This is a genomic window from Pseudomonas sp. JBR1 (genome assembly GCF_028198185.1).
Classification (GTDB): Bacteria; Pseudomonadota; Gammaproteobacteria; order Pseudomonadales; family Pseudomonadaceae; genus Chryseomonas; species Chryseomonas oryzihabitans_E.
This window is the reverse complement of sequence record NZ_CP116340.1, coordinates 3207677-3226978: the sequence shown is the minus strand read 5'-3', so window position 1 is coordinate 3226978 and position 19302 is coordinate 3207677. Positions and strand designations below refer to the sequence as shown.

Below are 19302 nucleotides of genomic sequence, written 5' to 3'. Positions count from 1 at the left end.
GAAGAGACTCCTCCAAAGGGTCTTACAGTTCTTGGTCAGGCGCGCAACCGTTGGTTGACGGGAGTCGCTGCCGACAATTGATCAAGAGAAACGCTGACCCGTTGTTCGCGCTGCAGGATGCGGAGCAGGATGATTGCCCGCTCGTTACCGTCGGCGCTCAGGAAAACCGCGTCCATTTCCAGCGCCTGGCTGTACTGCACCCGCACGGTCTCGCCGGGCTGGTGGGTAGGAGCAGGCTCCGCCAGCGTGGCGAGCCGCTGGCGGATGTCGTCGATGATGCCTTCGCTCACGGCCGTCGGCTGAGTGCCGAAGCTGACGATCCGATTGACGCCGCGCGTCGAGCGGATGGGATACCAGTTGTCGTTCACATCGTTGAGCTGAATGAACAGATAACCCGGGAACAGCGACTCGCTGCCTGCCGCGCGACTTCTACCCGACGCCTTGCGCTCGCGCTGGGGCCTGAAGCAGACATAGCCCTGTCTGCTCAGGTTTTCTTCAGCCCGGGCTTCCTGGTTGGGCTTGGTCTGCACCAGATACCAGTGACCGGTGGGATGGGCGAGCGTCATGGGGTGAGTTCCTTCTCTGGGAAGCAGTCAGTCGCGGCGGAGCGGCGGATCAGGTACGGGGGCCGTATTCGTAGTAGCCATAGGCGCCATCGTCCTCGATGGCCATCGACGCCTTGCGCTGAACCCCGTTGAGGATGGCGCCCTTGATGGTGATGCCGTTCTGGGCGAAGCGACGACGGGAGTTCTCCACGGCCTTGAGGGTGCTCTGGCCGAAACGGGTGACCAGCAGCGTGGTACCGGCCAGACGACCCACCAGGGCGGCATCGGTCACCGCCAGGATCGGCGGGGTATCGACGATCACCAGGTCATAGAGGCTGCCCACTTCGTCCAGCAGGCGGGAGAAGTTGGCATGCATCAGCAGCTCCGAGGGATTCGGCGCGGCCTGACCGCAGCCGATGACATCCAGCTGGGCGACACCGCTCGGCACGATGGTTTCGCGTAGCTTGCTGCGGCCGGTCAGCAGTTCGGACAGGCCGGCCTGGGGCTGCAGGCCGAACACGCGGTGCAGGTAGCCCTTGCGCATGTCGGCGTCGATCAGCAGTACGCGCTGACCCGACTGGGCGACTACCACGGCGAGGTTGCTGGAGACGAAGGATTTGCCGACGCCCGGGGTCGGGCTGGAAATCATGATCACCCGGTTCTTGGCTTCCAGCATGGCGAAGTGCAGGCTCGAACGCAGGCTGCGCAGGGATTCCACCGCCAGGTTGGCCGGTTGCACCACGCTCAGCAGATTGGGCTCGCCGGTGCGGGTCTTCTTCTTCAGGCGACGGTTCAGGCGCTCCTGGTCCTTGGTGAAGGGCAGGGTGGAGTAGACCGGCAGGCCGATCTGCTCGACGGTGTCGGGATTCTCGATGCCCTTCTGGAAGGCCTGGCGAACGAAGACCACCACGACGGACGTCACCAGGCCCAGCAGCAGCGACAGGATCAGCGCGATCTTGCGGTTGGTGGCCGGTTCGTCGAGGTTGACGTCGGCGTTGTCGACCAGGCGCACGTTGCCGATGGTGCCGGCGCGGATGATGTCCTGTTCCTGGGCCTGGTTGAGCAGCAGCTGATAGGTCTGGTTGGTGACCTTCATGTCGCGGTTCAGGCGCAGCAGCTCCTGCTGGGTGCTGGGCAGGGCTTCCACCTTGCGCGACAGGCTACGTTTTTCCACTTCCAGCTGGGCGAGCTGGTTCAGCAGGGTCTTGTAGCTGGGGTGATCGCGGGTATAGAGGCGATCGTATTCAGCCTGCTTGAGCTTGAGCTGGGAGATGGAGCTGTCGAGGGTGACGATCTTGTCCAGGACCGCCTTGGTTTCCAGGCTGATGTCCACGGAGCGGCTGTTGGTCTGATAGCTGTTCAGCGCCGCTTCGGCACTTTCCAGGTCCTTGCGTACCGCTGGCAGCTGGCCGCGCAGGAAATCCAGGCGCTGCGCCGCTTCCGCCGAGCTGCGCTCGACGTTCTGCAGCACGTACAGGCGGCTGATCTCGGACAGGACGCTCTTGGCCAGTTCGGGATTCTCGTCCGCCAGGGACAGGTAGATGATGCCCGATTCCTTGCCCGCTTCGCTGGTCTTGATGCGGTTCTGATAGAGCTGGGCGGTGGTGATGACGCGGTTGCGGGTCACCTTGAATTCGGTGCCAGGACGCGCGGTCAGCGTCTTGATCTGCATGCGATAGCCGTTACCGCTGGCCATCTGGCCGACCTGGCCATCCAGCAGCGGCTGCTTGTCCTTGTCCAGCAGGCGATAGCGACCGTTGTTGCCGGCCACGACCGTCAGGGTCTCGCCGTACATGTCGTCCGGAACGTCGAACTGGAAGACGTCGATCTGCTCGCCGCCCCAGGCGAAACCGCGCAGCGGCGACCAGCTGTCCGCCAGTTGACCCGGCTTGTCGGCTTCGTAGGTCCGCCACAGGTAGTGGCCGATCAGCGGGAAGAAGCGTGGCTTGGCTTCGATATCCAGGCGCAGGTTCTCCACGGTCTTGGTCAGCACCGCGCGCGACTTCAGCAGCTCGATCTCGGCTACCGCCGGCGAGGCCGAGTTGGGGCGCACCACGGTCTCGGCAACCGCCGTGAGTGCATTCTTCTTGGGTTCGATCTGGATCATCGCCCCGGCGATGTACTGCGGGGTGGACAGCACGGCATAGGTGATGCCCACGGCCAGAAAGCCCGCGGTGATGCCCGCGATCAGCTTCTTGTGATCGAGAAGCGTGAGGGCCATCGTCTTGAGGTCCAGATGTTGTTCTTCGTGTTGTTCGAACGAAGAGCGCTGCATGGCGGTCATGGGGGATCCCTTCCTCTTAGCTGGATACGTCGCAGCCGGAAAACTGCTATGGGTAAGTTCAGTAGGTGACGCGTTTGGGGGCGAAGCGTCGCCCGATGTTCACAGTGATGTTGCACACCGCTCGAAGCAGCGCCTTGACCTTCTGGGTCGGCGGAATCGAGGACAGCGAAAGACTCAGGACCTGGCGCAGGAAGAAGATGTGCAGGTCTCTGTCGCCGAGGCGGTAGTAGTAGTTGGCGAGGCAGTACTGGGTATGGAGATCCATCTGCAGGCGCTTCTGGCTGGCGCGCATGGAGAAGATGCCACCCTCGTGCACGCGGTAGGCGGCCGGACGGATTTCCTCCATGAACTTGCCCTTGCCATGGGCGCCCAGCAGCGACCACCAGACGATGTCCATGAGCGCGGCGGTTTCCAGTTCCGGCGGCAGTCCCCGCAGGACATTGCGGAAGCAGGCGGTCAGGGTGGACAGCGGCAGGGCCTGCTTCAGCTCGGTCTCGCTGCGGTCGTAGTGATCCTGGCCATCGAAGCGCTGCGGATTGACGATGCCCTTGCTGTTGAAGGCATAGGAGGCATGGAAGGTCAGGGCGTAGTCCCGATTGTTTTCCAGGAAATCCACCTGCAGCTGCAGCTTGCGCGGGTCGTTCCAGTAGTCGTCGCCTTCGCAGTAGGCGATGTAGTCGCCGCGGGCGTGCTGGAAGACCGGCATGCCATAGGGCTTGCCCAGGCTGTACTGGTTTTCCTGTTGCAGGATCAGGCGGATCAGTTTGGGGTAACGGCTCTCGTAGTCCTTGAGAACGTCCCGGGTACCATCGGTCGAGGCGTCATCGTTGATGATGATCTCGAAGGGGAAATTGGTCTGTTGCCGCAGGAAGCCATCGATGGCCTGGGCGATGTAGTCACGATGGTTGAAGGTCAGGCAGACGACGCTGACGACTGGCCGACTGGAGTCGGTAGGCCAGTTCTTCATGATCTCTGCTTCGGTCCGAGCGTCCATGTCAGATACCTGCTTTGTAGAGTTGGGAAAACAGGCGCGTACGGGTCTGTTTCGGAGAACAGAGCACGTAGCTCAGCGCCATCAGCACCAGGGTCAGTCCGCCGCCCAGGGCAAGGGTGGCCAGGATGGAAAACCGCTCCTGCGGTTGAATCTGTTGGTACAGCAGCTTGCTCAGGCCCACGCCGATGGCGGTCACCACCACGGCCACCAGCAGATCCTGGTTCCAGTAGCGCTGCAGATTCGGCGCGAAGCGGCCGTGGACGATCATCGGCCAGATCACGAAGGGGATCAGGCGCATGAAGAACCAGGCCAGCGCCGCGCCATAGGCGCCGTAATGCAGGACCACCAGGATCACGATGGGCACGGAGATGGCCGCGGAGACCAGGCTGTACCAGACGTGCAGGCGCAACTTGCCGTAGGCGTACTGCAGGTAGAACTGGAACTGGCTGAGGGCGAGCAGGGCGGAGCCCAGGGCGTACCAGAACAGGATCGGCTCGCTCCAGTGGGCGGAGACCTTGTCGCCGGTCCAGGCAAAGACCAGCGCCTCGCCGTGGAAGGCCACCATGGCCGCCAGGGGCAGCAGGATGCCGAAGGCAAAGCGTGCCGCGTTGCGATAGAGCCTTTCCAGTTCGAGCGGTTTCTCCTGGGATACCAGTACCGTCATGCGTGGCAGCAGCGCCTGCACCAACGGGTTGGTCAGGGTGACGATGCCGGTGGAGATCAGCGCCACCAGGCTGAAGTAGCCGTATTCGGACAGCGGCAGGGCCTTGGACAGCACCAGCTTGTCGAGCTGGGTCAGGGCGATCCACAGGATCGAGGTGAAGGACATGCTCAGCGCGAAGGGCACGATGGGCTTCACGCGTTGCCAGTCGAAACCGCTCCACCAGGTGGGGTTGGGCAGCAGGCGATAGGCCTTGAGCGCATAGACCAGCATCTCAAAGACGGCGACGAAGGCCTGGAACACAAAGAAGTCCAGGGGCTCCTGGGAAATCCACATCACCAGGATCAGGCCGCCGAAGTAGCGCACCGTGGCGATCAGCACGTTGACCAGATTCAGCCAGCCGTGCAGCTCGACACCTTGGACGCCGCTCTTGTACAGCGTCGACAGCAGGCGAAAGGCGATCATCAGCCCCATCAGGCCAATGCAGTGGGCCACGGTTTCCGTGGGCAGGCCCTGGACGTTGAGCCAATGGGCCGCCATCCAGTTGGAATTCAGCTCGATGGCGACGAAGGCCAGGGTCGCCAGGGGAATGAAGATGAATTCCAGTGACCGCAGCAGCTGGCCGCGGGTACCCGCCGCGCCCGTCTGGCCACGGCCGTGGGCGACGTCGCGGACCAGCGAGGCGGAAATGCCGACGTCGAGCAGTTGCAGCCAGGTCTGCAGCACGGCGAAGAAGCCGATCAGACCGTAGGTTTCGGCACCCAGATGACCGAGATACATCGGTTGGATCAAGATGCCGATCAGCAGCGCATAGGCTTGGCCGGCATAGTTGATCAGGGTGTTACGCAACACCGACACTTTCGCGGGACTGGTCATGAGAGATAGCGGGCCAGGGTCAAGTTAGAACAGGGGAGGAGTCGCCGGGAAAATCCCAGCTCGGCAGCAGCTGTGCCGGTGTGATGAGTGCCCGCAGGGATTCCAGGCTGGTCTTTTTCTGCTGTGCCGACAGCAGGGTCTCGAGCAGCAGGTCCTGAGTCGTCTGGGGCAGGTCCGGATAGATGGGCACGCAGAGGATGCGCTGGCTCAGCTTGCGCGAGACCGGCTTGATCGCCTGGGGCTGCAGGTAATCCAGGGTTTCCAGGGACGGATAGAAATAGCGCCGGGGATTGATGCCGACGGCGTTCAGGGCTTTCTTGGTGTCCAGCAGGCTCGGCTCGTCGCGCAGGGCCACCGGGAAGTAGCTGTAGTTCAGCTGGCTGCCGTAGGTGGGGCGCTGCAGGTCGAACGCGCCTTGCAGGCGGCGCTCATAGTGCTGGCCGATGACGGCGCGCCGGGCCAGGATGTCTTCCAGCTCGTCCAGGATGCACAGCCCCATGGCCGCGGACACCTCGTTGAGCTTGGCGTTGATACCCACGCCCTCGATGCGCTCGGCATCGACGATGCCGAAGTTGATCATGCGCCGGACGCGCTCGGCGAGCTCGTCGTTTTCGGTGATGATCGCCCCGCCTTCGATGGTGTGGAACAGCTTGGTGGCGTGGAAGCTGACGGTGGAGATGTCGCCCCACTCCAGCACGGAGCGGCCTTCGTAGAGGGTGCCAAAGGCATGGGCACCGTCATAGATGACCTTCAGGCCGTGGCGATTGGCGACCTGTTGCAGCCCACGGACATCGCAGGGGTTGCCGAACACGTGGGTGGCAACGATGGCCGAGGTATCGGACTCGATGGCCGCTTCGACGTTGGCCGGGTCCAGGTTCCAGGTCTCCGGGTGGATGTCGGCGAAGACCGGCCGGATCCCCTCCCAGTGCAGGGTGCTGGTGGTGGCGACGAAGCTGAAGGGCGTGGTGATGGCGCTGCCGGACAGGCCCAGGGCGCGGTAGGCGACCTGCAGGGCCAGGGTACCGTTGTTGACCAGGATGATGTTTCTGACCCCTAGATAATCGCGCAGGCGCTCTTCGAGCTGGGCGTGCAGAGGGCCTTGATTGGTTATCCAGTTGTTGGCGTAGATCTTGTCGATATACGCCTTGAAGCGTTCCTTGTCGCCCAGATAGGGCTTGGTCACATTGATCATGATCCGGTACCTGCTTATCGAGTCCTTGATACGTGTCGGTTCGGTCAAGCGTGTTCGGCGACTGCGTCGGCCGGTTGCCGGCGCGAGAGGCCAGGCCTGTCCAGACGATTGAGTACCGAGTCGAGCGCCTCCCGACTGGCATCGTTGTGGAACTGCCAGACACCGTAGATGCGTCCGGAAAAGGACGCCTCGCTACCCAGTCGGGGATCAACCGCCAGACCTGAGCCCAGACCGAAGAGGTGCAATCCCTTGAGTCGCTGGCCGTGCTGGTCCAGCGGGCAGCCGGCCGCATCGGAATCCAGGCCACCGCGGAGGGTGCGCAGGGTCAGGGGACGTCCGTCCTGGCTACGCAGCTCGGGCACTATGGGTTGATAGCCCATGCCCTGTACCAGCAGGGCGGCGCTGTCGAACAGCGACTGAGCGCTGGCCAGGCGTTTGGCGCTGCCATCGAGCTGCAGGGCCCTGACCTTGACCGGTGTACCGCCGATGGGCTGTCCGGCAAGCACCTGGCGGCCGATCTCGTGGGCCCGGTAGCGCAATCCACCCGAGCGGTTGACCCGCTGGGAAACGGGGCAGATGTCCTGCACCGGATCGAAGTCGTAGCCCGCGGCCACCGCTTCGGCGGCAGTCTCGTAGAACAGCCGGATCGGCGAACGATGGATCAGGGTCAATTCGCGCAGGCCGTCGTGGTGCAGGGCACTGGCGAGATTGTCCAGGGCGGAAAAGGCACTGTGGGAGCCGCCGACCACGCAGATGGGGCCGCCGTCCTTGAGACGCGCGCGGTAACGCTGACGCAGGGCCTCGGGTTGCAGACGCAGCAGGCTGTCGGAGCTGTCGATCGAGGCGCTCTGGGGCAGTTGCAGGCCCAGGGCCTGGGTGCTTTCCTCGAAGCTGCGCCGCGTCTGTTCGCCACCCAGGTTCAGCACCAGGCTGGAGGTGCGAACGCGACGGATGGCACCCGCCTGCTCGAGCCAGACCACATAGCCCGATTCTTCGCACGTGACTTCGGTGATGCGGGTCTGGCGCCAGGTGGGAATGCCGTACTGGCGTTCGAGCCACGGCAGGACCAGGCCGGCAGCCTGCTGGAAGAGCTGGCCGACGATGGGCAGCGCAGGCGCTTCCTGGGCATTCAGCTTGAGATGGCGAAAGGTCGGTGAGGCCTGCAGCGGCGCCAGGATGGGGGCCAGCAGGGGATCGCGCAGACAGTCGAGAAAGACGTCGCTCACCGAGTTGGCGATGATCTGGTAGTCACCTAGCTTGCCGGCACCCAGTTCGGTTCCGGCATCGACGATGATGGTGCCTGCCCGGGCGAGCTGCTCTATCGCGCCGCGCTTGATGGCGTTGAACAGGAATCCAAGACCAGCCGGACCTGCGCCACCAATTAGACATCCTAATGTCGATTCCGATAGATCATTCCTTGCCATCGGGCTTTCCTCTGTGTGCGCGACCAGGGCGCGGTTGAAGTAGTTAACGCTGGATCTTGCAGTGCCCGGCAGTAATCAAAAGATGCAAGCGGTAGTTTCAACCTTTATTGGTTGAGTGACCGTCTGATGAACGTCGGTCGGTACCGGCTATAGTTATTGTCCGCAACTGATCAAAGGTTTTACCGAGACCCGGAAAAAGCGCAGGCAAGTGCCCGTCAGCCTGCTTCGGGTCGGCTGAAGTTGCGTTACTGAGGGGTTTGAAACGCGTTCGGATGACATCCATGTTTTCCTGCGGGTAATTGCTTGCACGGCCATCGTCCTTTGTTCATCGCCTGGGCATGGCTACCGCACAGGTTGCCGTGTATTCATTGGCAGCCGGTCCTTTTTTGACATGGCTACCGCACGGGTTTGCACCTGGACGGGATGAACAGAGGGCTTGTTTACCGATATCAAGGCCTGACAACGCAGAAAACAGGAACTTGAGCAGCCATCGGCGAGGCGCAGAGGAGGGGAGGTAATGCTGTCTTCCCTGACCTTTACGGCATCAGGCTCAGCGCGCAATCCCAGCGCTACTTCGAGCCAGGAGCAATGATTGTCAAAAGGGTTTGGACTGTCAACGCGAGGGCCGGTGAAGGAAATTGATCAGCGAGACGGTGATCGCGGCCTTTGTCTTGAACTAATCGAGAGGCAAATGAGGCGTGCTTGGCAAAATTTCGCGAGGCCAAGCCTTATTTGGTGAAGGGCATCGCAAAGCGCCTGCCCCTGCTGGCAATAAGTGTGACGAATAATTTGGCGATTGGTTAACGAAATCGCCGAATCAAGCAGACGGCTGGAAGGGTATGAACGGTCACCCTTCGCGGCTAAGGTCCGACTTAATCCTGAATGTCCGCCGACCAGGTCGCCAGTACGGCCGGTAGCTCGCTCAAGGTGCGGATTTCCGCATCCGGTTTGCCGGGGCCTTGCCAGGGCTTTTGCAGGGGATTGAACCAGACGGCGCGAATGCCGGCGCGCTGCGCGCCTTCGACGTCGTCCACCGGGTTGTCGCCCACGTGCACGGTGGCGGCTGCCGGAATGCCGGTGAGGCGCAGGGCTTCACGGAAGGGGGCAGGGTCGGGTTTGCCGATACCCAGTTGCTCGGCATTCACGGCGAAGCGGAAGTAATCGGCCAGACCGATGGTCTGCACATCTGCATTGCCGTTGGTCAGCACGCCGAGGGTATAGCGGTCGGCGAGCTGCTCCAGGGTGGGGTGGACGTCTTCGAACAGGGTGACCTGCTGGCGCGCCGCAAGATAGACCGCAAACCCGGCCTCGCCCAATTGACCGGCTTCGGGTTCGACATAGCCGGCATCGAGCAGCGCCTGGTGGATGACGCGACGCCGCAGTTCACTGACGCGATGCTTCAAGCCGGCATCCTGCTGCAGCAGGTGATCGCGAATCGCCCAGAGGTGCTCGACCGGAACGCTGCCCAGCCGCGGCGCGGAGGTGGCGAACCAGTCGCGCAGCAGGGCTTCGGCGGAATGAATGACGGGCGCGATTTCCCAGAGGGTGTCGTCGAGGTCGAAGGTTACGAGGCGAATCGTCATCGGCTGGCCTTACGCTTGGCGCGGGGATGCGCCTTGTCATAGACCTCGGCGAGCTGACCGAAGTCCAGGTGGGTGTAGATCTGGGTGGTGGCGATGTCGGCATGGCCAAGCAGCTCCTGCACCGCGCGCAGGTCACCGGAGGCACTGAGCATGTGGCTGGCGAAGCTGTGCCTGAGCATGTGCGGATGCAGATGCTGGCCCAGCTCGCGGACACCCGCCTCGCGCACGCGCAGCTGCACCGCTCGCGGTGTCAGACGCAGGCCGCGCTGGCCAATGAACAGGGCATCGTCACGCGGCGCGGCCTGGGGGCGTACCTTGAGCCAGGTCTCCAGGGCGTCGCGGGCCTTGCTGCCGATGGGTAGCACCCGCTCCTTGTTGCCCTTGCCGCGGACCTGAACCAGCCCCTGGGCCAGATCCAGGTCGTTCAGGTCCAGGCCCACCAGTTCGGACAGGCGCAGCCCGGAACTGTAGAAGAGCTCCAGCAGGGCCTGATCGCGCAGGGCGAGGAAGTCGTCCTCCACGGCGCCGTCGAGCAGTTGCATGGAGCGGTCGACGTCGAGCACCTTGGGCAGGGCCTTCTGCGCCTTGGGCGGCGATAGCCCATGGGCAGGATCCTGACTGCAGAAGCCTTCGCGGATCAGGTAGAGATAGAAGCCGCGACAGGCGGAAAGCAGCCGCGCCAGGCTGCGACTGGAAGCACCGGCCCGGTGCAGCTGGGCGATCAGGGCCCGCAGTCGGCGGCTGTCTAGGCCGCCCCAGTCCGCCAGGCCTTCCGCCTCGGCGAAGGCCAGCAGCTTGCGCAGGTCGCGACGGTAGCCATCGAGGGTATGGGGCGAAACCTGGCGTTCCAGGCGCAGATGATCGAGATAGGCGTCGAGCTGGACCTGCATGCTCCGCTCCCCGGCTCAGCGCACCGTACGCAAGGGGACGGGAAAGCGTGGGAGTACCCGCGCCAGGACTTCCGCCACGTGGCTCAGGAACAGCGTGCCCAGGCTGCTGCGATAGTGCTGGGGATCCGGGCTGCCGATCGCCAGGACGCCATGCAGGCCCTGGTGGGACAGCGCGGCAACGGCGGCGGAGCCGACCTCTTCCTTGGCGGAGTCGCCGAAGAGAAAGGCCAGCTCATGGGCGCGCAACACGCCGCTGGTGGTTTTCTCGCCACCCAGCAGGCCGCCGATGACCTTTTGCGCCTCGCCGGGCGTGACGCTGCGGCCGACCGGCAGGGGATGCTCGTGGAACAGGATGAGGCCGACGTAGGGCACCTTGAATTCATGGCGCAGGCTGTCTTCGACCGTGCTGATCACCTCTTCGAGGCTGTTGGCATCGAGCAGGCCGATGATCAGCCGGCGGGTCTTGTCGAACAGCCGGTCGTTGTCCCGTGCCACGTCCATGAGGTGGGCCAGGCGCTGACGCATCTCGCCGTTGCGATCGCGCAGCAGGCCGAGCTGACGCTCGACCAGGGAAATGGCGGTACCCCGCTGGTGGGGGACGCGCATTTCCGCCAGCAGCTCTTCGCGGTCGGCGAAGAAGTGCGGGTGATCCAGCAGCCAGTCGGCGACCAGGTCCGGGTTCAGTTCGGGGGTCTCGCTCATACTCTTACCTGGCCTTCATAGACACGGGTGGCCGGACCGGTCATGAGCACCGGTTGGCCGACACCGTCCCACTCGATGTTGAGCAGACCGCCCGGCAATTCGATGCTGACCGGAGAGGTCAGCCAGCCCTGGCGAATCCCGGCCACCGCGGCGGCGCAGGCGCCGGTGCCGCAGGCGCGGGTCTCGCCGACGCCGCGTTCCCAGACCCGCAGGCGGGCACGCTGGGCGTCGATGATCTGCAGGAAGCCAATGTTGGCCTTTTGCGGAAAGCGCGGATGGCACTCCAGCTTGGGTCCGAGGGTGAGTACCGGCGCCTGATCGACGTCGGCGACCCGTAGCACGCCATGGGGGTTGCCCATGGAAACCACGGCCAGCTCGACGGTTTCGCCTTCCACCTGCACGGCGTGGCTCAAGGCCTCCGCGTCAGCGATGAAGGGGATCTCGGCCGCCTGCAGGCGCGGGGCGCCCATGTCGACGCGGACCTGGCCGTCGCCCTTGAGATGCAATTCGATGATGCCGCCCTTGGTTTCGACGCGGATCTGCTTCTTGACCGTGAGGCGCTTGTCGAAGACGAAGCGGGCGAAGCAGCGGGCACCATTACCGCACTGTTCGACCTCGGAGCCATCGGCATTGAAGATGCGATAGCGAAAGTCCACGTCCGGCTTGGTCGGGGTCTCGACGATCAGCAGCTGGTCGAAGCCGACGCCGGTGTTTCTATCCCCCCACTGACGGACATGCTTGGGTTGGATGTGCGCGTGCTGGCTGATCAGGTCGAGGACCATGAAGTCGTTGCCCAGGCCGTGCATCTTGGTGAAGCGCAGTTGCATGGAACTCCCCTCAGGCCGGCAGCCGGCTTTCGCCTGCGAAGAGTTCGTCCACCGTCTCGCGCCGGCGTACCAGGTGGGCCTGGTCGCCATCCACCATCACCTCCGCCGCACGGCCGCGGGTGTTGTAGTTGGAACTCATGGTGAAGCCATAGGCTCCAGCGGAGCGGATGGTCAGCAGATCGCCCTCGGCCAGTACCAGCTCGCGATCCTTGGCGAGGAAGTCGCCCGTCTCGCAGATGGGGCCGACCAGGTCGTAGCGGCGGGCTTCGCCCTGGCGTGCAACCACCGGCTCCACCGCCATCCAGGCCTGGTACAGGGCCGGGCGGATGAGGTCGTTCATCGCCGCGTCGACGATGGCGAAATCCTTGTGGGGGGTGTGCTTGAGGTATTCCACGCGGGTCAGCAGGACGCCCGCGTTGGCCACGATGAAGCGGCCCGGCTCGAACACCAGGGTCAGGCTGCGACCAGCGATGCGCTCGCGGATGGCCTGGATGTAGTCGCCGGCCAGCGGCGGTTGCTCGTCGCGATAGCGCACGCCCAGGCCGCCACCCAGGTCCAGGTGGCGAATCAGGATGCCGCGCTCGGCGAGGCGGTCGATCAGCGCCAGGAGGCGGTCGAGGGCATCGAGGAAGGGCGGCAGCGTAGTGAGCTGGGAGCCGATGTGGCAGTCCACACCGAGGATTTCCAGGTTCGGCAGCTCGGCGGCGCGGGCATAGACTGCCTCGGCGTCAGCGATGTCGATGCCGAACTTGTTTTCCTTGAGACCGGTGGAAATGTAGGGGTGGGTGCCGGCGTCGACGTCGGGATTGACCCGCAGCGATATCGGCGCGACCACGCCCAGCTCGGCGGCCACCTGTTGCAGCCGCTCCAGTTCGTCGGTGGATTCGACGTTGAAGCAGTGCACGCCCACTTCCAGCGCCCGGCGCATGTCGTCGCGGGTCTTGCCGACCCCGGAGAACACCACCCGGTGCGGATCGCCACCGGCGGCCAGCACCCGCTCCAGCTCGCCCCGGGAGACGATGTCGAAGCCGGCGCCGAGGCGGGCCAGGACGTTGAGCACGCCGAGGTTGGAGTTGGCCTTGACGGCAAAGCAGACCAGGTGCGGCAGACCGGCCAGCGCATCGGTATAGGCGCGGTACTGGCTCTCGATATGCGCTCGCGAGTAGACATAGGCGGGGGTGCCGAACTGCTGCGCCACGGCGCTCAGGGCTACCCCTTCCGCATGCAGTTCACCTGCACGGACAGCGAAGACTTCCATGGGGGCTCCTTAGAACACGTCGTGGCGGTGTTCTTTGGCGGCTTTCTGGTCGTCGGGCAGGTACAGCGGGCCTTTCTGACCGCAGCCGGCCAGCAGGCAGGCGCAGGCGATGAAGAGGAGAGACAGGCGCTTCATGACGCTAAACCTTTATTCAGGCGAATATTGCCCGGAGTATAACGGGGTTGAGCGACTCTTTGACACGCCCGGATGGCTGAAGCGCATGCGCTGGCGAACGCCTCGACTGGACGCCATCCGGGCAGCCCGCTACCGTGCGGCGATTGTTTCCCTTCTTTCGAGGATCGTCATGAGCCGGCTCAGCGAAGCGCAATTCCATCACCTCGTCGACCAGACCCAGCGCCAGGTCGAAGACGCCTATGACGACAGCGGGCTGGACCTGGATCTGGAAAATGCCGGCGGCGTGCTGACGATCAAGTTCGACAACGGCAGCCAGGTCATTCTCAGCCGCCAGCCCCCGCTGGTGCAGCTCTGGGTGGCGGCGCGGTCGGGTGGCTATCACTTCGACTGGGATGGCCAGAGCTGGATCTGCGACACCTCGTCCGAGACCCTCGGCGCGCTGCTGGCACGGGTGACGCTGGAACAGACCGGCGAGAGCGTGGCTCTACCCGGGCTATGACGACCTGCGGTCGGTGCGGCTTGACCCGAGCCTTTAGCCCTGTGCTAGCGTGACCTAAGAGCTTGTTCAAAAGCTGCTGCGCGTCGGCCAAACGGCGTTGAAAATGTCTTCGGAATGCTCATTTACTCTTTGTAAACTCCGCTTCCTCAGACATCTTCGTCTTGTCTGGCTCTAGCTCGCGAGCTTTTGAACAGGCTCTAACGGCGCCTTTCGAGCGTCGTTTTCTTTTGCCGCCCGTGTCGCGGCTTCCCACTGGGCGTCTGTTGCCCGTCATCCCGTTGGTCCGCCGCTGTTCGCGGCAGGGGCCGCGTCGTCTTGTCCTCCAGGAGTCCGCCATGCGCCATGCATCGCCCATCACCGTTTCCGCCGCCGATATGCCCCGTCTCGAACGGCTGCTCGATGACCTGCCTGAATTCGGCCCCGTGGCCGAGGCCCTGGACGAGGAACTGGCCCAGGCCCGGGTGGTGGCGCCTGGCGAGGTCGGTGCCGTGGTCACCATGAATTCCCGCGTCCGTTGCCGCGAGACCGATACCGGCAAGGAGTATCAGGTGGTGCTGGTCTATCCCGAGGATGCCGGCGTGGAAGGGCGGGTGTCGGTACTGGCGCCTGCCGGCAGCGCACTGCTCGGGGCGACACCCGGCGAGCGCCTGAGCTGGCCGGTGCCCGGTGGCAAGGAGCAGCAGGTGGAGCTGCTGGCGCTGGAGCCGGTCGAGGCCTAGTCGTCCGCGACCTCGGGCAGTTCTGGCAGGGCCCTTAGCAGGCGCTCGTAGTGGGCGCCGTCGAAGGGGCGATCGGCGTCGAGCATGGCTTCGATCTCGAAGGACAGCGCCTGGGCCATCAGCAGCACCGCTTCCTCGCGCTCGTAGCCGACCAGGGTCAGCTTGTTGAGCACGGCCTGGACATAATCCGGCTCGCCGGCGGCAAGCTGGTTCTCCACCGCTTCGATCAGATGGGAGGACACGAAGGATTCTTCGTCATCGGCGTGGTCAATCATGTCTGGATACCTTTTGTTACAGTGCGACCCCTGATTCTGGCCTGGAGTCTTCTAGATGATCACCTGCTATCGCCTGTCCGCCAACGAGCTGGTGGCCCAGCCGCTGTCGCCGGGAGACGCTCTGCCGGACGATTTGCTCTGGGTCGATCTGCTCGATCCCAGTGAGGCGGAAGAGCGCTATCTGGAGCAGGCACTGGCGATGGACATCCCCACCCGGGAAGAGATCGCCGAGATCGAGGAATCCTCGCGACTCTATCAGACCGACCAGGCCCTGCACCTGACCACCACCGTGGTCAGCGGCTTCAGCGAGCATCAGCCGCAGGCCTCGGTGGTCAATTTCGTGCTGACGCCCGAGTGGCTGGTGACGGTGCGCTACGCCGAACTGGCCGCTTTCAAGACCTTTCTCGGCAAGGCCCAGCAGCAGGCGAGCCAGCACTGTCGCAGCGATGTCATCTTCGCCTCGCTGCTGGATAGCCTGGTGGACCGGGTGGCCGACATCCTCGAATCGGTGCAGGCGCATCTCAATCGCCTGGCCAAGGCGGTGTTTCGCGAACCTCTGGATCCGCAACAGGCCAAGCAGCCGAAGACCGACCTGCAATCCATCGTCAAGCAGTTGGGGCGCAGCAACCAGCTGCTGGCCCAGCTCAGCGAAAGCCTGTTGGGCATCAACCGCATCGTCTCCTATCTGCGCCGGGCAGGTGCCACCTGGATCTCCGGTACGGCCAAGACCTGGTTCAAGACGCTGGAGCGCGACGTGCGTTCGCTGAGCGACTACCAGACCAAGATGAACGGCGAGATCGGCTTTCTGCTCGACGCCACCCTGGGGTTGATCAGCGTGGAGCAGAACAACATCGTCAAGGTGTTCACCATCGCCTCGGTGCTGTTCCTGCCGCCAACGCTGGTGGGCACCGTCTATGGCATGAACTTCAAGGTCATGCCGGAGCTGGACTGGCACTACGGCTATCCACTGGCGCTGGGCGCCATGGTGGTCTCGGCGCTGATTCCCTATGCCTGGTTCAAGTTTCGCCGCTGGCTATAGCCGGCGGCATCCATCGCACCTCGAGGAGACAAAACTATGCGTATCGGATTCATCGGCCTGGGTGGCATGGGCCAGGGCATGGCCGCCAATCTGCTCAAGGCCGGTCATGAGGTAGTGGTCTGGAATCGCTCCCCCGAGCCGGTAGAGGCCCTGGTCGCCCAGGGTGCCCGTGCGGCGGCGACGCCGGCGGAGGCCTTCGATGTAGAGGTGGTCTTCAGCATCCTGGCCAATGACGCCGCCACCCGCGAGGTGGTCCTCGACAGCGGCGCCCTGCAGCAGGCGCGGGCCGGACTGATTCACGTCAGCATGGCCACCCTGTCGGTGGCCCTGGTTGATGAACTGGTCGCGCGTCATGCCGAAGCGGGCGTGGGCTATGTGGCGGCGCCGGTGTTCGGTCGAACCGACGTGGCTGCCAGTGGCCAGCTCAACATCGTGGTGGCGGGTGCTCAGGCGGCGATCGAGCGCGTTCAGCCGCTGCTCGACGTCCTGGGGCGCAAGACCTGGCCGGTGGGCGCGGAGCCGCGCCAGGCCAACGTGGTGAAGATCGCTGGTAACTTCATGATCGCCAGCGCCATCGAAACCATGGGCGAGAGTACCGCCCTGGCGCGCAGCTATGGCGTGGAACCGGCGGCGTTGCTGGAAATCCTTACCAGCACCCTGTTCGCCGCCCCGGTGTACCAGAACTACGGTCGCCTGCTGACCGAGCGAAAGTTCTCGCCCGCGGCCTTCAAGCTCAGCCTGGGGCTCAAGGACGTCGGCCTGGCCCTGGCGGCCGGGCAGGAAAAGGCGGTGCCGCTACCCTTCGCCAGCGTCCTGAGGGACAACCTGCTGGAGGCCGTCGCCCAGGGCGAGGGCGATCTGGACTGGATCGCGCTGGGACAGAGGTCGCACAAGAAGGCCGGGCTCGACTGAGAGCCTGCCTACTTGCAGGCGGTGCCCAGCGCCGCCAGCGACAGCGGGTAGAACTGCAGGTTGTAGCCCGAGGTCTTGGCCTGGCTGCAGCGCTTGGTGCTGTAGAGACCGTAGTCGATGATCATCACCGGCTTCTTCTGGGTGCGGAAGTAGCTGTAGGCGTTGCACTCGGCGTAGTCGTAGCAGCTCTCGTTGAGCGCGAAGTCGAACTTGGTGTAGAGGCTCGGCACCAGATCAACAGCGTTCTTCAGACCCACCAGCAGACTGCGCTTGTGCGCCTCGTCGGCCAGCCAGTTGAGGAAGTCCAGCTGCTGGGCCTTGGTCAGCTTGAGGCCATTGGGGTTGCTGAAGCCGTCGACGTTGTCCGGGTCCACGCCCTGGCAGCCCTTCTGCACGGCCAGGTCCAGACGCTTGGCCAGCAACACGCGGACGTCGGCGCGCCGGATGTCCAGCCAGCGCTCGCCCGGCCAGGCGTCCAGCGCCTTGCCCAGGGCCGCCTTGGGGTAGAGGGCGGCATCGGGTCGCCAGTCTTCCCAGGTACCGGCGCTGAAATAGCAGATCACCGTCTTCCCATTGCCTTTCAGGTTGGCGATTACCGCCTTGCTGGTGTCATAGAGATCGATGTCGTAGAGGGTGCGATTGGGCTTTTGCAACACGCCGTTCAGCTGGACATGCCAGGTGAGTGTCTGGGGCAGCGGCGGGGGCAGGGCGGCCTGGCTGGAGGCAGCGGCGAACATTCCACAAAGCAGGATGGAACAGGCTGAAAGGCGCATGAGACTTGACTCGAACGGCTGGTCAAGTCTTCAGTATCGGCCGCTTGGTCACGGTCCTGAGTGCCGGTGGTCGTCCCTATCGACGGCTGGTCGGCGGCCGCTCAGCGACCTGCCAGGGCCTTCAGCCAGAGAGCCCTGTCGTAGACGGATTGCAGGTGAGCACAGTGCCATCAAGGCCGTACGGCCTGGCTCTCCGTCAGGCAGAGCCGTCCGATGGACGGCTTGCCTGCTCCCGGGCAGCCGCCACTGAGAGGCGGTGAGGGAGCGCAAGACAGACCTCAGCGCTTGGCCAGCAGCTCGAGACCACGCTTCACGGCGGCGCGGACCTGGGCCGGGGCGGTGCCGCCGATGTGGTCACGGGCATTGACCGAGCCTTCCAGGGTCAGGACGGCGAAGACGTCCTGCTCGATCTGATCGCTGAAGCGACGCAGTTCGTCCAGGCTCATCTCGGCCAGGTCCTTGCCGCTATCCACGCCGTACTTCACCGCATGGCCGACGATCTCGTGGCAATCGCGGAAGGGCAGGCCCTTGCGCACCAGGTAGTCGGCAAGGTCGGTGGCGGTGGAGAAGCCACGACGCGCTGCCTCGCGCATGATCTCGCGCCGGGGCTTGATGGCCGGGACCATGTCGGCGAAGGCACGCAGGGAGTCACGCAGGGTATCGGCGGCGTCGAACAGGGGCTCCTTGTCTTCCTGGTTGTCCTTGTTGTAGGCCAGCGGCTGGCCCTTCATCAGGGTCAACAGGCCGGTCAGGGCGCCGAACACGCGGCCGGTCTTGCCGCGTACCAGTTCGGGAACGTCGGGATTCTTCTTTTGCGGCATGATCGAGGAACCGGTGCAGAAGCGGTCGGGCAGGTCGATGAACTGGAACTGGGCGCTGGTCCAGAGCACCAGCTCCTCCGAGAAGCGCGACAGGTGCATCATCGCCAGGGAGGCGGCGGCGCAGAATTCGATGGCGAAGTCGCGATCCGAGACGCCATCCAGGGAGTTGCCGCCGATGGCTTCGAAGCCCAGCAGCTCGCAGGTGACCTGACGCTGGATGGGGTAGGTGGTGCCGGCCAGGGCCGCACTGCCCAGGGGCATGCGATTGACGCGTTTGCGGCAGTCGACCAGGCGCTCGTGGTCGCGGGAGAGCATCTCGAACCAGGCCAGCAGGTGATGGCCGAAGGTCACCGGCTGGGCGGTCTGCAGGTGGGTGAAGCCGGGCATGATGGTGTCGGCCTCGGCCTCCGCCAGTTGCAGCAGGCCCTGTTGCAGGCGGTTCAGCTCGGCGAGGATGGCGTCGATCTCGTCGCGCAGCCAGAGGCGGATGTCGGTGGCCACCTGGTCATTGCGGCTGCGGCCGGTGTGCAGCTTCTTGCCGACCACGCCCAGACGCTCGGTCAGGCGTGCCTCGATGTTCATGTGCACGTCTTCCAGGTCGACCCGCCATTCGAAGGTGCCGGCCTCGATCTCGCGGCGGATCTCGTCCAGCCCCGCGACGATGGCGTCGCGCTCGGCTTCGCTGAGCACCCCGGCCTGGGTCAGCATGCGCGCATGGGCCTGGCTGCCGAGGATGTCGTGGCGGTAGAGGCGCTTGTCGAAGTCCACCGAAGCGGTGAAGCGGGCGACGAAGGCGTCGACGGGTTCGCTGAAGCGTCCGCCCCAGGACTGGTTGGTTTTTTCGCTGCTCATGAATCGGCCTGCTGCTGGGCTTGTCGGTGGAAGTGAGAGGG

19 protein-coding genes are annotated in these 19302 nt (G+C 64.2%); 4 read left to right on the top strand and 15 right to left on the bottom strand.

Annotated features, from left to right (window positions below; all coding sequences use genetic code 11):
• Nucleotides 1-35 precede the first annotated feature (35 nt).
• From rfaH to lptM, 12 genes are all read right to left on the bottom strand, one after another.
• The gene (gene rfaH / locus PJ259_RS14940; RefSeq protein ID WP_059316588.1) at nucleotides 36-566 is read right to left on the bottom strand and encodes a transcription/translation regulatory transformer protein RfaH; all 531 of its coding nucleotides are present in this window, start codon (nucleotides 564-566) and stop codon (nucleotides 36-38) included.
• Nucleotides 567-615: 49 nt separating this feature from the next.
• Nucleotides 616-2829 carry a polysaccharide biosynthesis tyrosine autokinase gene (locus PJ259_RS14935; protein ID WP_271653340.1) on the bottom strand — a complete coding sequence of 738 codons (2214 nt, stop codon included), beginning with the start codon at nucleotides 2827-2829 and terminating at the stop codon, nucleotides 616-618.
• 58 nt (nucleotides 2830-2887) lie between these two features.
• Nucleotides 2888-3823, bottom strand: a complete 936-nt coding sequence (locus PJ259_RS14930) for a glycosyltransferase family 2 protein (RefSeq protein WP_059316586.1) — start codon at nucleotides 3821-3823, stop codon at nucleotides 2888-2890.
• Between the two features lies 1 nt (nucleotide 3824).
• Nucleotides 3825-5360, bottom strand: a complete 1536-nt coding sequence (locus PJ259_RS14925) for a lipopolysaccharide biosynthesis protein (RefSeq protein ID WP_059316585.1) — start codon at nucleotides 5358-5360, stop codon at nucleotides 3825-3827.
• Nucleotides 5361-5379: 19 nt separating this feature from the next.
• A complete protein-coding gene (locus PJ259_RS14920; protein ID WP_059316584.1) occupies nucleotides 5380-6552 on the bottom strand; it encodes a DegT/DnrJ/EryC1/StrS family aminotransferase in 1173 nt (390 codons plus the stop codon).
• Between the two features lie 44 nt (nucleotides 6553-6596).
• Nucleotides 6597-7976 carry a pyridine nucleotide-disulfide oxidoreductase gene (locus PJ259_RS14915; RefSeq protein WP_271653339.1) on the bottom strand — a complete coding sequence of 460 codons (1380 nt, stop codon included), beginning with the start codon at nucleotides 7974-7976 and terminating at the stop codon, nucleotides 6597-6599.
• 872 nt (nucleotides 7977-8848) lie between these two features.
• Nucleotides 8849-9559 (bottom strand): HAD family hydrolase, encoded by a 711-nt coding sequence (locus tag PJ259_RS14910; protein WP_271653338.1) that lies wholly within the window; start codon nucleotides 9557-9559, stop codon nucleotides 8849-8851.
• Complete coding sequence (gene xerC, locus PJ259_RS14905; RefSeq protein WP_271653337.1) at nucleotides 9556-10449, bottom strand: tyrosine recombinase XerC; 894 nt, start codon at nucleotides 10447-10449, stop codon at nucleotides 9556-9558. Before xerC ends, PJ259_RS14910 begins: the two co-directional genes overlap by 4 nt.
• A gap of 15 nt (nucleotides 10450-10464) precedes the next feature.
• Entirely contained in the window at nucleotides 10465-11151 is a 687-nt protein-coding gene (locus PJ259_RS14900) for a DUF484 family protein (RefSeq protein WP_059316580.1), read from the bottom strand.
• The gene (dapF, locus tag PJ259_RS14895) at nucleotides 11148-11978 is read right to left on the bottom strand and encodes a diaminopimelate epimerase (protein WP_271653336.1); all 831 of its coding nucleotides are present in this window, start codon (nucleotides 11976-11978) and stop codon (nucleotides 11148-11150) included. The genes PJ259_RS14900 and dapF overlap by 4 nt, the downstream gene beginning before the upstream one ends.
• 10 nt (nucleotides 11979-11988) lie before the next feature.
• Nucleotides 11989-13236 carry a diaminopimelate decarboxylase gene (gene lysA, locus PJ259_RS14890; protein ID WP_271653335.1) on the bottom strand — a complete coding sequence of 416 codons (1248 nt, stop codon included), beginning with the start codon at nucleotides 13234-13236 and terminating at the stop codon, nucleotides 11989-11991.
• A gap of 9 nt (nucleotides 13237-13245) precedes the next feature.
• Nucleotides 13246-13371, bottom strand: coding sequence for an LPS translocon maturation chaperone LptM (gene lptM, locus PJ259_RS14885; RefSeq protein ID WP_007161378.1), 126 nt, complete (start codon nucleotides 13369-13371; stop codon nucleotides 13246-13248).
• Nucleotides 13372-13540: 169 nt separating this feature from the next.
• Here lptM and cyaY point away from each other — a divergent pair, with 169 nt between their 5' ends.
• On the top strand, nucleotides 13541-13870 hold the full coding sequence (gene cyaY, locus PJ259_RS14880) for an iron donor protein CyaY (protein WP_271653334.1): 330 nt from the start codon (nucleotides 13541-13543) through the stop codon (nucleotides 13868-13870).
• Nucleotides 13871-14205: 335 nt separating this feature from the next.
• Complete coding sequence (rnk, locus tag PJ259_RS14875; RefSeq protein WP_271653333.1) at nucleotides 14206-14589, top strand: nucleoside diphosphate kinase regulator; 384 nt, start codon at nucleotides 14206-14208, stop codon at nucleotides 14587-14589.
• On the opposite strand, the gene PJ259_RS14870 is transcribed toward rnk, so the two are convergent.
• Complete coding sequence (locus PJ259_RS14870; RefSeq protein WP_271653332.1) at nucleotides 14586-14864, bottom strand: hypothetical protein; 279 nt, start codon at nucleotides 14862-14864, stop codon at nucleotides 14586-14588. The genes rnk and PJ259_RS14870 overlap by 4 nt on opposite strands.
• A gap of 55 nt (nucleotides 14865-14919) precedes the next feature.
• Between PJ259_RS14870 and PJ259_RS14865 the strand changes: the two genes are divergently transcribed.
• Together PJ259_RS14865 and PJ259_RS14860 are read left to right on the top strand one after the other, a co-directional pair.
• Nucleotides 14920-15903, top strand: coding sequence for a magnesium transporter CorA family protein (locus PJ259_RS14865; protein WP_271653331.1), 984 nt, complete (start codon nucleotides 14920-14922; stop codon nucleotides 15901-15903).
• A 36-nt stretch (nucleotides 15904-15939) separates the two neighbouring features.
• Nucleotides 15940-16815, top strand: coding sequence for an NAD(P)-dependent oxidoreductase (locus PJ259_RS14860; RefSeq protein WP_271653330.1), 876 nt, complete (start codon nucleotides 15940-15942; stop codon nucleotides 16813-16815).
• Nucleotides 16816-16823: 8 nt separating this feature from the next.
• On the opposite strand, the gene PJ259_RS14855 is transcribed toward PJ259_RS14860, so the two are convergent.
• Both PJ259_RS14855 and argH read right to left on the bottom strand, forming a co-directional pair.
• Nucleotides 16824-17552: an endo alpha-1,4 polygalactosaminidase gene (locus PJ259_RS14855; protein WP_271653329.1), complete on the bottom strand. Its 729-nt coding sequence runs from the start codon at nucleotides 17550-17552 to the stop codon at nucleotides 16824-16826.
• 314 nt (nucleotides 17553-17866) lie between these two features.
• Nucleotides 17867-19261 carry an argininosuccinate lyase gene (gene argH / locus PJ259_RS14850; protein WP_271653328.1) on the bottom strand — a complete coding sequence of 465 codons (1395 nt, stop codon included), beginning with the start codon at nucleotides 19259-19261 and terminating at the stop codon, nucleotides 17867-17869.
• Nucleotides 19262-19302: the final 41 nt, after the last annotated feature.